The sequence below is a fragment of the Pantoea sp. F_5 genome, assembly GCF_008631595.1.
Lineage (GTDB): Bacteria > Pseudomonadota > Gammaproteobacteria > Enterobacterales > Enterobacteriaceae > Pantoea > Pantoea gossypiicola.
In genome coordinates, this window is sequence record NZ_VWUO01000011.1 from 154,617 (window position 1) to 166,129 (window position 11,513).

Genomic DNA, 11,513 nt, shown 5'->3' on the forward strand with positions numbered 1-11,513 from the left:
GGCGACGCACCGTAACCGGCTTACGGTGCCGGATGCGTCGTGATCCAGTGATCGGCGATCTGCTGGCGGGTACAGATCCAGACGTCGTTATGCTGCTGAATGTGGTCGAGAAAGTTCTGTAGCGCACGGAATTTGCCCGGACGCCCCAGCAGACGACAGTGCATCCCGATCGACATCATCTTCGGCGCGGTCTCTCCCTCTTCATACAGCACATCGAAACTGTCGCGCAGGTAGGTGAAGAACTGCTCGGCGGTGTTAAATCCCTGCGGCGAGGCAAAGCGCATGTCATTGCACTCCAGGGTGTAGGGAATAATCAGGTGCGGCTTAACCGTGCCATCCTGACAGGTAACCTGGGTCCAGAACGGCAGGTCGTCGCCGTAGTAGTCGCTGTCGTAGCTGAAGCCGCCCTGCTCCACCACCAGCCGGCGCGTGTTCGGACTGTCACGTCCGGTATACCAGCCGGTTGGGGCTTTCCCAAACAGATCAGTCAGCACATCCACCGCCTGCTGCATATGCTGACGTTCAGTTTTCGCATCCACGCCCTGATAGTGGATCCAGCGCCAGCCGTGACTGACCACATCATAGTCTGCCTGTTTAATCGCCTCGACGACTTCCGGGTGACGCGCCAGCGCCATCGCCACACCAAACACGGTTAGCGGCAGACCGCGCTTTTGAAACTCATTGTGAATGCGCCAGAAACCGGCGCGTGATCCGTACTCATAGAGTGACTCCATCGACATATGACGGTCGGCATAGCTGGCGGCACCGATGATGTCGGAGAGGAACTGCTCGGAGCCGGCATCGCCGTGCAGCACGCTGTTTTCTGCGCCCTCTTCATAGTTCAGAACAAACTGCACCGCCACACGGGCGTTATTGGGCCAGGCGGCGTGCGGCGGATGAGCGCCATAACCGATCAAATCGCGCGGATAGTTTTTGTTAAAGCTGTACTCTTTCTTCTCTGCAGCGTCAGTCATTACTCGCTTCCTGTCTTCTGTCTGGAAAGTTCCGTTAGTTTAGATGCTGAAACGCACCTGAGAGCGGTTTCTGCAAAGGCCAGGCCAGATCGCCATGTTTACTGGTGCCAAAGCCAAGCGCCACCAGCGACTCCACCATTTTTACCGCCGCACTGACACCATCGATCACCGGCAGGCCCAGCTCCTGGGTCAGCGAGGCGGCCAGCGTCGCCATTCCGCCACAGCCCAGCACAATTGCCCCGCTGCCATCTTCCCGTTTCGCCTGAATACAGCGTTCCCGCACTTTCTCCTGCGCCAGGCCGCTGCCATCTTCCAGCGCCAGAACCGGCAGATCGATGGCGTGCAATGCTGCACAGTGATGCGTAAAGCCATACTGCTGCAGCAGATGACGCGCAATCACCAGCGTGCGCGGCAGCGTGGTGACAATGGAGAAACGCGTCGCCAGCAGCGTGGCGGTATGCATCGCCGCTTCCGCAATGCCGATCACGGGTCCGCTGGCCAGCTCGCGTGCCGCCAGCAGACCCGGATCGCCAAAGCAGGCAATGACGTGGCCGCTGACGCCCTGCTCCCTGCCGAGCCTGATCTGCTCCAGCACGCCGATGGCGGCGATTGCTTCATCAAAGTGTCCTTCAATGGAAGGCACGCCCTGCGATGGCGAAACGGCCAGAATTTCGGTGCCCGGTGCAGCGACCGCACGGGCGGCCTGACCGATGGTTTCGGTCATCGCCAGGCTGGTGTTAGGGTTAATCACCTGAATCAGGCTCATAAGGCAGCTCCAGAGCCTGTGGCAAACAGTCGGGAGAAATCGGGCAGCGTTTCCCCGCTGCGCTCAAAGTGCAGGCTGGAGACAACGTGCTCAAAGTGATGCTGTAGCGCGTGGGTCAGCGGCTCCAGCGCACGTGCGCGCAGTAACTTCAGCAGATTCGCGTGATCGTCACAGCGGCAGCCGCGCTGCCACGGCGCGCCATAAGCGGCAATCACCAGCGACGAGCGCTGCGTCAGGCTGGTCACCATGCCGGTAAGCACCTGATTGCCAGAGATCGCCTGCAGCTGGATATGAAATGCCGCAGAGAGCCGGATCGCTGCCGGACCATCCTGATCCGCAAGCGCCTGGTTCTCCTGCGCGATGAGCTGCTCCAGCGCCACCAGATGAGGCGGCTGCAGATGCGCCACTACCGCGGGCAGATTGGCGCACTCCATTAAACTGCGGGTAGAAAAGATGTCCCGCGCCTCTTCAACTCCGGGTGTCGCCACCTGCGCACCACGTTTGGGCGTCAGCGTCACCATCTGCACCGCCGCGAGGCGCTGCAGCACTTTGCGGATGCCGGTGCGGCTCACGCCAAAGACTCCGGAAAGGGCCTCTTCCGGTAATTTGCTGCCCGGCGGCAGCTGGTGCTCAACAATGGCATTCATCAACGCCTGGTAGATCCCTTCATCCTTATCCTGCAGCCTGGTGGCGTCTCGCTGGCCTGTTTTACTCGTCATTACCTGCTCCGGTCACTCACTGTGTGCCACATATCGTATACGTGAAAATTAAAAATTGTATACAAGAAAAGAGTTCTGGCCTGAATCCTGCAATACCGTTTTACCAGATTATTCATTTCACTCTCGGGTAAAGGAGCAGGTTTCATGCCAAATCAATCAACGGTGGTCAGCACGGCCTCTGAAGCCAGTGCCCGTTACAGCCCACGGCTCTGTAACGACGACCTGGTACCGACACGCGATCAGAACTGGTCGTGGTACAACATTTTCTCTTTCTGGATGTCCGATGTTCACAGCATGGGCGGCTATGTGGTGGCCGCCAGCTTCTTCACGCTGGGATTAGCCAGCTGGCAGGTGCTGCTCTGCCTGCTGGCCGGGATCTGCATCGTGCAGCTCTGTGCGAATCTGGTGGCGAAACCGAGCCAGATGGCAGGCGTACCTTATGCGGTGATTTGCCGTCAGGCGTTTGGCGTGTTTGGTGCCAATATTCCGGCAGTAATCCGCGGGCTGATCGCGTTCGCGTGGTATGGCATCCAGACTTATCTGGCGGCGAATGCCCTGATGCTGGTGCTGCTGAAGTTCGCGCCGTCGCTGACGTCAATGACCGTGCCGCACTGGCTGGGCCTGTCGCTGCTGGGCTGGTGCTGCTTCGGGGTGATGTGGTTACTGCAGGCGATGGTGTTCTGGCACGGCATGAACGCGATTAAACGTTTTATCGACGTTGCAGGTCCGGCGGTCTATGTGGTGATGGTGGCTCTGGCGGGCTGGATTGTATACAAGACCGGCTTCGATGGGATCTCCTTTACCCTTGCCAGCAAATCACTGACCGCAGGCGAGCAGACGTGGCAGATGATTACGGCCACGGCGCTGGTGGTCTCCTACTTCTCCGGGCCGCTACTGAATTTTGGTGATTTCTCTCGCTACGGCAAAAGCATGTCAGAGATCCGTCGTGGCAACCGCTGGGGCCTGCCGTTCAACTTCCTGCTGTTCTCTGTGGTGACGGTGGTAATTGTGTCAGGTACGCAGTCGCTGTTTGGCAAAATGATTACCGATCCCATCGAAACCGTGAGCATGGTCGGCAACGATCTGGCCGTGGCGATTGGCCTGCTGACCATGATTACTGCCACCATCGGCATCAATATCGTGGCGAACTTCGTTTCACCTGCTTTTGACTTCTCCAACTGTTCACCGCAGAAAATCAGCTTCCGCACCGGTGGCATGATCGCCGCCGTGGGTTCCGTGCTGTTAACGCCGTGGAACCTGTTCCAGTCGCCTGAGCTGATTCATTACACGCTGGATGTGCTGGGCTCCTTTATCGGGCCGCTGTTCGGGATTCTGCTGACCGATTTCTATCTGATCAAACGTGGACGCATCTCGGTCGACGATCTGTTTAACGATACGCCAGCAGGCCGTTACTGGTATCGCGGTGGCTTTAACCCCAAAGCGATTGGCGCGCTGCTGCCGTCGGTGGCAATTTGCCTGGTGATTAGCTTTATCCCTTCCCTGCATCAGGTGGCGAACTTCAGCTGGTTTATTGGTGCCGGTCTGGCGGCAGGCTGCTATCGCTTTATCGCCCGTGAAGATCGTGAGGCGGAGGATGTGACCTGCTGGCATAGCGAGGGAATGGCGCAGAAGAAGCAAGCCGCCGCTGAATAGCAGACAGCAAAAAGCCGATTCATTTCTGAATCGGCTTTTTTAAAGAGATTGGCGGAACGGACGGGGCTCGAACCCGCGACCCCCTGCGTGACAGGCAGGTATTCTAACCAACTGAACTACCGCTCCGCGCTTTGTTCCCCGTCGGGAACGAGGCGCATAGTAATGGCAGGCCGTTACGGCGTCAACGCTTTTTCCAGGTGAATGAATCGTTTGCTGTTTTTTTCAGCTTGGCGCTGATTTTATCCACAAAAACAGGCCCTTCAGCCGCGCCACAGGCAGCTGCCGCCTTTTTTCATCACCAGATCCAGACGGGACTCATGAGCAACAACCTCTTCTTCGCTGGCCGTCACCACACGTAGTGCAGAAGCGGGACGCACGATGCGCTGAATGCTCTCTCCCTGCGCCTGACGGGCGCTTTCACTCTCCGATAAAAAGGAGAGTGAGGTCTGCCCGCCGGTCATAGTCAGGAACACGTCTGCCAGAATTTCGGCATCGAGCAGTGCGCCGTGCAGGGTTCGTTTGGTGTTGTCTATTTCGTAACGTGAGCAGAGCGCATCCAGGCTGTTACGCTTGCCGGGGAACATACGACGCGCCAGTGCCAGGCTGTCGGTAATTTTGCAGAAGGTTTCAGTTTTCTCAATGCCACGGTTCAGCTTTGAAAATTCATAGTCCATAAAGCCGATATCAAACGGCGCGTTATGAATGACTAATTCGGCACCGCGAATGTAGTCGAGAAACTCATCGGCTATTTCGCTGAAGGCGGGCTTGTCGGCCAGGAACTCATCGGCAATACCGTGTACGCCAAAGGCTTCGGGATCGACCAGCCGATCGGGCTTGAGATACATATGGAAATTGTTACCGGTCAGGCGACGGTTAATCACCTCCACCGCACCAATCTCAATGATGCGGTGCCCCTCATAATGTACCCCGATCACATTCATGCCGGTGGTTTCAGTATCGAGAACGATCTGGCGGTTATTTACAGTGCTCATAAGACCCGTTTTATGTCAGACTTGGCGCTTTTGAGAGGAAGTCTACCAGAGATGCGCAAACAGGTAGAGATATTCACCGATGGATCCTGTCTTGGAAATCCCGGTCCCGGCGGTTACGGGGCGATTTTACGCTACGGTCAGCATGAGAAAACCTTCAGCGCGGGCTATCGCCTTACCACTAACAACCGGATGGAGCTGATGGCGGCGATTGTCTCGCTTGAAGCGCTGACCCAGCCGTGCGATGTGGTGCTCAGCACCGACAGTCAGTATGTGCGTCAGGGCATTACCAGCTGGATCCACAACTGGAAAAAGCGTGGCTGGAAAACCGCCGATAAAAAGCCGGTGAAGAATGTCGATCTCTGGCAGCGTCTCGACTTAGCCCTCAGCACCCATAAGATTCAGTGGGAGTGGGTTAAAGGGCATGCCGGACACCCGGAAAACGAGCGCTGCGACGTGCTGGCCCGCAGCGCGGCGGAAAATCCTGCCTTTGAGGATATCGGTTATAAAGCCGAGTCCTGATCCTCTGCCTTGCGAAACTGACGCGTGGCATTGACCGTCTGGCGGATCTTGCTGGTGCTCAGGCTCTTCTTTGCCCGGGTCGGCAGCAGCGGGAAGGTTCGCTTGCGCGCCACTACAATATTCAGACATCCCAGCGCCGGTAAGTGGGCGCTGATCAATTTCCCGCCCTGCTGATGCCATGGCAGCACCTGAAATCGGGTGCGGTAGACCACCTCATAATTCAGTAGTCCCAGCCAGTCGAGCAATCGCATCTGGCTGAACATCCGCCCGCTCCAGGGGGCTTTACGGGTTAATCCCGGTACCATTTTACTCACACCAAGCAGGCTGAAAGGATTGAAGCCGCTGATGATCATCCAGCCATCATCGATTAACACCCTGTCCACTTCGCGTAAAACCCGGTGAGGATCCTGACTCCAGGCGAGCGTATGGGCCAGCAGACAGGCATCAATCGACTTCGACTCAAACGGCAACTGCATCGGATCAGCCCGCACCTGTAACAGCTCGCCTTCACTGCCCACATTGACCTGATGTGAAATAGCACAGTTTTCAGTGTTGATTTCTGCGCTGAGGTTGCCAAGCTTAAGCATATGAAAGCCATAAAGCTTTCCGAGGTAGGGCTGAAGCTGCTGCGTTAGCGCGTCGCGGAAATAATCTCCCCACGGCATATTGCGCCAGGACAGCGGTGCGTTCAGAACCTGGCGTGATTTAGCGGGCTTCATGCTTTACGCTCTTCCTTTTCCTACGACCTGCGAGAGGTGATGATGAATCTTACCAGTATTCCTGCGTTGCAGGACAATTACATCTGGACGCTGAATGATGATGAGGGTAACTGCCTGATCGTCGACCCCGGCGAAGCTCAGCCAGTGTTAGAAAAAATGGCGTCAAACGGCTGGCAGCCAGTCGCCATTCTGTTGACTCACCACCATAACGACCATACGGGCGGCGTGAAAACATTATGTGAACATTTTCCTCACCTGGAGGTTTACGGTCCTCAGGAAACCGAAGCGAAAGGGGCCAGAACGATAGTCAGCGAAGGGGATAAAGTCACCGTACTGGGCCTGACCTTTGAAGTGATCCATACACCTGGTCACACTTTAGGACATATCTCATATTACAGCTCACCTTATCTTTTCTGTGGCGACACTCTCTTTTCAGGCGGCTGCGGACGCCTTTTCGAAGGCACCCCAGAGCAGATGTATGATTCCTTTCAAAAGCTTAACCAGCTCCCGGGTGAGACGTTAGTCTGTTGCGCACATGAATATACTTTATCCAATCTGAAGTTTGCTGCGGCTATTCTGCCCCATGACCCGCAAATAACAGCCGAATACCAGAAAATTAAGGACTTACGCGCCGAAAATGGCATTACTTTGCCAACAAAACTGGCGCACGAACGGTCAATAAATTTATTTCTTCGTACGCAAGACATTGATTTGAAAAGGGCATTAAACGTTAATATTACTGATGAACCAGTATGGCGGACATTTGCCGTTCTACGCGAGAAGAAAGACGTTTTTTGATTTTTCGGGTTGTGTTGTGAAAAGTCGTCACGTATAGTTGCTCGTCTTTTAAGCGAACTATTGACACACACATGAAGGCTAAAGCGATCTTACTCGCCTCAGTCTTGCTGGTAGGATGTCAGGCGTCCAGGAACGATGCCAATATCCCCGAACAGCATGCACAGAGTCTGTCTTCAGCTGGTCAAGGTGAAAATGGAAAGTACGGAGACGAGTTTTTGTCGCCGCGATGGCAGGAAGATGGAACTGGCCTCGCAGCAGACGCAGATCTCTGGAGTTTCATTAGTGACGAGTTGAAGATGGGGATTCCGGAAAACCCGGCAATCCGCGAACAAAAAAGTAAATTTTTAAAAAATAAGAGCTATCTCCACGATGTAACATTACGGGCAGAGCCGTACATGTACTGGATAGTCGAGCAGATACAGAAACGTAAAATGCCGATGGAACTGGTACTGCTACCCATAGTGGAGAGCGCTTTTGACCCTCGCGCAACCTCATCCGCCAATGCCGCTGGTATCTGGCAGATTGTTGCAGCTACAGGTCGAAACTATGGTTTAAAACAAAACCAGTATTACGATGGGCGACGTGATGTTGTCGCATCCACGAAAGTTGCGCTGGATATGATGCAGCGTCTTAATACCATGTTTGACGGTGACTGGTTACTGACCATCGCTGCCTACAACAGTGGTGAAGGACGGGTGCTCAAAGCGATTAAACAGAATAAGGCGCGCGGTAAGCCGACTGACTTCTGGCATTTATCGCTGCCACGCGAAACGACCGTGTATGTGCCTAAAATGTTAGCGCTGAGTGAACTGCTTAAAAATAACAAGCGTTACGGTATCAAACTGCCGACACCCAATGAAAGTCGTGCTCTGGCACGAGTGGAAGTGGGTCAGCAGATACAGCTGACGCAGGCTGCCGAAATGGCAGGTATGTCGCTCACGAAACTGAAGAGCTTCAATACCGGCTACAAAGGCGGTGCAACAGCGCCAAACGGCCCGCACTATATTATGGTGCCAAAGTCGAACGTCGCGAAATTGCGTAACTCACTGGCCTCAGGTGACATCGCAGCGGTACAGCCTGTGCAGCTTGCGAAAGCCAGCGCGAGTGGCGGGTACAAAGTGCGACGGGGTGATACGCTTTCTGGTATCGCCGCTAAACTTGGCGTTAGCGTCTCGACACTGAAGCAGGAAAACAACCTGCGCGGTGCTGATATCCGACCGGGTCAGACACTGACCATCGGTTCGAACGGTACCCGACTGGCTGATAACGGCAACAGCATCACCTACCGTGTTCGTAAGGGTGATTCTCTTGACAGTATTGCCCGTCATCACGGCGTCAATATCAAAGACGTGATGCGCTGGAACAGTGTGCTGGACAGTGCGAAAGATATTCAACCCGGCGATAACTTAACGCTGTTTGTGAATAATAACGCAACACCGGATACCTGATACGTTGAAAAGGCTGACATTTGTCAGCCTTTTTCATTTATTCATCTGCCGCTATTCAGGCCTCACACCAACATACCTCCCCGGCCCGGCGCAGGATTAGCCGCCTGAACTGAACTCCACCAGTAAGGGGTTATGATCGGAAGCGCGCGTCACCAGTACGGATGCCTCGCTCACTCTGAGATCGCGATAGAAGACGAAATCCAGCGGGCGACCAAATGCTTTGCGGCGGTGATCGGCCGTAAACATCACCTCTTCCAGCTTCATCCGCTGTGCAAACCGGTAGAGCGCATTGATGCGCTGACGGCTCCAGGCATTGAAATCCCCTGCCATGATTACCGGTCCCTGATGATGCATGATCTGCTCGCCGATAGGCCCCAGCTGTTTACTGTAGACGTCCACACCCAGACTGAAGTTAACCGCATGGATGTTAACCACCATCAGCATTTCTCCCGCTGGCAGAGGATAGGCCGTAACCAGCGCTGATTTTGACAGCCTCAGCAGAGGCTCACGCTCGCGTAAGGGGCAACAATAGACAGGATGGGCAGAGGCGAGGGTCATCACGCCAGAGGGATGCTGAGGCAGCACAAAGGCAGGCACCTGATCGGCAGCCAGATAATTACTGGTGGCAAACTGCACCAGTTCAGGTGTGGTCTGCGCTTCCTGCAGTAACACCAGATGCGCATCCTTACCAAATCCTTCCAGCACTGACATCCAGTCTGCACGCTGTTGCTTGAAGATATTCCATACCAGAACTTTAAGATTTGGATGCGCGGGCAACGGTGCGCCGGGTGGCAGTGCCTGGCCGAGATGGAGCATCGCGCCAGGTGGAAAGATCTGCTCCACTGGTTGTCCTGCTACATATCGCATTGCATAAGTTTTTTTGCGCACTTTCCCGCCTGGCTGATAATTCAAAATACAGTTAACACCTGTCTGTTATAGGGATTCTAGACCGGCGTTTCAATGGATGCAGGTGAATGTCAGAATTCATCACGCTTTTCCAGAATAAAGGAGTTACTTTAAGCTCGCTAAGCTAAACGAGGCAGAACCTAACCACATCAACGGTGTCATCATTGAGGACGCCTGTACGGGTTAGGCCAGTATAATCGTTCATAAAATAGCTAAATATCTACGACATGACAGGGAGGAAGAATGAAGGCATCTTCTGACGAACTCAAAGTGTTTGTCAGTGTAGTAGAGAGTGGAAGTTTCAGCCGCGCTGCTGAGCAGTTGCAGATGGCGAATTCTGCCGTTAGCAGAACCATAAAAAAACTGGAAAACAAGCTGGGCATTGCTCTGCTAACCCGAACCACGCGACAGCTGGCACTGACGCAGGAAGGCGAACGCTATTTCCGCCATGTTCAGCGTTTTTTGCAGGAGATGACTACCGCAGAAAGCGATTTAATGGAAAGCCTACAGGAGCCTAAAGGGTTACTGCGCGTTGATGCCGCGACACCGGTTATTCTGCATTTGCTGATGCCAATGGTTAAGCCCTTTCGCCAGCGCTATCCCGGGGTGACTCTTTCGTTGATCTCCTCAGAGAGTTTTATCAATCTGATTGAACGGAAAGTGGATATTGCGATTCGTGCCGGCAATCTCACGGACTCAACACTACGCGCCAGATTGCTGTTCAACAGTTTTCGCAAGGTTGTCGCCTCTCCTGCCTATCTCCGTGAGCATGGGGTACCACAAAAGGTGACCGATCTGGATAACCATCATTGTCTTGGCTTCGAAGAATCCCCGAGGCTCAATCGCTGGCCCATTGCACGTGAAAGCGGCGAACTCTATGACATTGACTGGGCTATCTCTTCGAATAGCGGAGAGACAATTAAGCAGCTCTGTCTTACCGGCAATGGGATTGCGTGTCTGTCGGACTATATGATTGATCGTGAGGTCGCGGAAGGATCACTGGTGGAAGTACTGGCCGATCAGCGTCTGCCGGTCGAGATGCCCTTCAATGCGGTCTACTACAGCGATATCGGCGTAAGCCAGCGTGTGCGGGCTTTTATCGATTTTCTCAGTGAGTGGACAGCTGAGCAGCCGTGGCGTACGTGAGGTCTATAAGAGCAGGCCTTCTCGGGGTCTGTTGCTACCGTCTGATCCTGGAGATCGAAGATAATCAGCGCGGATATTTTATCCGCCATGAATTTGCTGAAATGGAAAAAGCCCTGACCGTTAAGTCAGGGCTTTCCAATTAAGTGGCGGAACGGACGGGGCTCGAACCCGCGACCCCCTGCGTGACAGGCAGGTATTCTAACCAACTGAACTACCGCTCCACCGATTCTTTCACGCTTATCAGCAACCGGCTGATAACCGTCTGTTCCCGTTATTTTCCCTGTCAGAGGAAAAGGAACAAATTTGATGCCTGGCAGTTCCCTACTCTCGCATGGGGAGGCCCCACACTACCATCGGCGCTACGGCGTTTCACTTCTGAGTTCGGCATGGGGTCAGGTGGGACCACCGCGCTAAAGCCGCCAGGCAAATCTTGGTGCACGGAACGAAAAAAATCTTCGCTCCCGCAGATGCTTTATCCGGAATAAGCTGAAAATCTGTCTCTCAAAAACGCCTCTGGCGTTGTAAGGTTAAGCCTCACGGGTCATTAGTACCGGTTAGCTCAACGCATCGCTGCGCTTACACACCCGGCCTATCAACGTCGTCGTCTTCAACGTCCCTTCAGGACCCTCAAGGGGTCAGGGAGAACTCATCTCGGGGCAAGTTTCGTGCTTAGATGCTTTCAGCACTTATCTTTTCCGCACTTAGCTACCGGGCAGTGCCATTGGCATGACAACCCGAACACCAGTGGTGCGTTCACTCCGGTCCTCTCGTACTAGGAGCAACCCCCCTCAATTCTCCAGCGCCCACGGCAGATAGGGACCGAACTGTCTCACGACGTTCTAAACCCAGCTCGCGTACCACTTTAAACGGCGA

11 protein-coding genes, 2 tRNA genes and 2 rRNA genes are annotated in these 11,513 nt (G+C 54.4%); 5 read left to right on the forward strand and 10 right to left on the reverse strand.

Annotation, left to right across the window (positions count from 1 at the left end):
• Nucleotides 1-20 precede the first annotated feature (20 nt).
• From puuE to F3I44_RS16030, 3 genes are read right to left on the reverse strand one after another with little or no spacing between them, the layout of a single operon-like run.
• Complete coding sequence (gene puuE / locus F3I44_RS16020) at nt 21-974, reverse strand: allantoinase PuuE (protein ID WP_150012964.1); 954 nt, start codon at nt 972-974, stop codon at nt 21-23.
• Between the two features lie 34 nt (nt 975-1,008).
• Entirely contained in the window at nt 1,009-1,740 is a 732-nt protein-coding gene (hpxA, locus tag F3I44_RS16025) for an allantoin racemase (protein WP_150012962.1), read from the reverse strand.
• A complete protein-coding gene (locus F3I44_RS16030) occupies nt 1,737-2,459 on the reverse strand; it encodes a GntR family transcriptional regulator (RefSeq protein ID WP_150019483.1) in 723 nt (240 codons plus the stop codon). Before F3I44_RS16030 ends, hpxA begins: the two co-directional genes overlap by 4 nt.
• A gap of 144 nt (nt 2,460-2,603) precedes the next feature.
• On the opposite strand from F3I44_RS16030, the gene F3I44_RS16035 reads away from it, so the two are divergent.
• Nucleotides 2,604-4,112, forward strand: a complete 1,509-nt coding sequence (locus tag F3I44_RS16035) for an NCS1 family nucleobase:cation symporter-1 (RefSeq protein WP_150019484.1) — start codon at nt 2,604-2,606, stop codon at nt 4,110-4,112.
• 49 nt (nt 4,113-4,161) lie between these two features.
• On the opposite strand, the gene F3I44_RS16040 is transcribed toward F3I44_RS16035, so the two are convergent.
• Nucleotides 4,162-4,238: transfer RNA gene (locus F3I44_RS16040), tRNA-Asp, on the reverse strand.
• Nucleotides 4,239-4,372: 134 nt separating this feature from the next.
• Complete coding sequence (dnaQ, locus tag F3I44_RS16045) at nt 4,373-5,104, reverse strand: DNA polymerase III subunit epsilon (RefSeq protein WP_150012956.1); 732 nt, start codon at nt 5,102-5,104, stop codon at nt 4,373-4,375.
• Between the two features lie 51 nt (nt 5,105-5,155).
• On the opposite strand from dnaQ, the gene rnhA reads away from it, so the two are divergent.
• Nucleotides 5,156-5,623 (forward strand): ribonuclease HI, encoded by a 468-nt coding sequence (gene rnhA, locus F3I44_RS16050; RefSeq protein ID WP_150012954.1) that lies wholly within the window; start codon nt 5,156-5,158, stop codon nt 5,621-5,623.
• Here rnhA and F3I44_RS16055 read toward each other — a convergent pair.
• Nucleotides 5,605-6,342 (reverse strand): class I SAM-dependent methyltransferase, encoded by a 738-nt coding sequence (locus tag F3I44_RS16055; protein ID WP_150012952.1) that lies wholly within the window; start codon nt 6,340-6,342, stop codon nt 5,605-5,607. The two genes, rnhA and F3I44_RS16055, sit on opposite strands and share 19 nt — an antisense overlap.
• A 42-nt stretch (nt 6,343-6,384) precedes the next feature.
• Between F3I44_RS16055 and gloB the strand changes: the two genes are divergently transcribed.
• Together gloB and mltD are read left to right on the forward strand one after the other, a co-directional pair.
• Nucleotides 6,385-7,140 (forward strand): hydroxyacylglutathione hydrolase, encoded by a 756-nt coding sequence (gloB, locus tag F3I44_RS16060; protein ID WP_150013179.1) that lies wholly within the window; start codon nt 6,385-6,387, stop codon nt 7,138-7,140.
• Nucleotides 7,141-7,211: 71 nt separating this feature from the next.
• Entirely contained in the window at nt 7,212-8,588 is a 1,377-nt protein-coding gene (gene mltD, locus F3I44_RS16065; RefSeq protein WP_013356866.1) for a murein transglycosylase D, read from the forward strand.
• Nucleotides 8,589-8,684: 96 nt separating this feature from the next.
• Here mltD and F3I44_RS16070 read toward each other — a convergent pair whose 3' ends face one another.
• On the reverse strand, nt 8,685-9,476 hold the full coding sequence (locus F3I44_RS16070; protein WP_033732016.1) for an endonuclease/exonuclease/phosphatase family protein: 792 nt from the start codon (nt 9,474-9,476) through the stop codon (nt 8,685-8,687).
• A gap of 261 nt (nt 9,477-9,737) precedes the next feature.
• On the opposite strand from F3I44_RS16070, the gene yafC reads away from it, so the two are divergent.
• Nucleotides 9,738-10,640 carry a DNA-binding transcriptional regulator YafC gene (gene yafC, locus F3I44_RS16075; protein ID WP_150012948.1) on the forward strand — a complete coding sequence of 301 codons (903 nt, stop codon included), beginning with the start codon at nt 9,738-9,740 and terminating at the stop codon, nt 10,638-10,640.
• A 144-nt stretch (nt 10,641-10,784) separates the two neighbouring features.
• Here the strand turns inward: yafC and F3I44_RS16080 are convergent.
• The 3 genes from F3I44_RS16080 to F3I44_RS16090 form a co-directional block, all read right to left on the reverse strand.
• Nucleotides 10,785-10,861, reverse strand: a tRNA-Asp gene (locus tag F3I44_RS16080).
• An 87-nt stretch (nt 10,862-10,948) separates the two neighbouring features.
• Nucleotides 10,949-11,064, reverse strand: a 5S ribosomal RNA gene (rrf, locus tag F3I44_RS16085).
• A 99-nt stretch (nt 11,065-11,163) separates the two neighbouring features.
• A 23S ribosomal RNA gene (locus F3I44_RS16090) occupies nt 11,164-11,513 on the reverse strand; the annotation flags it as partial.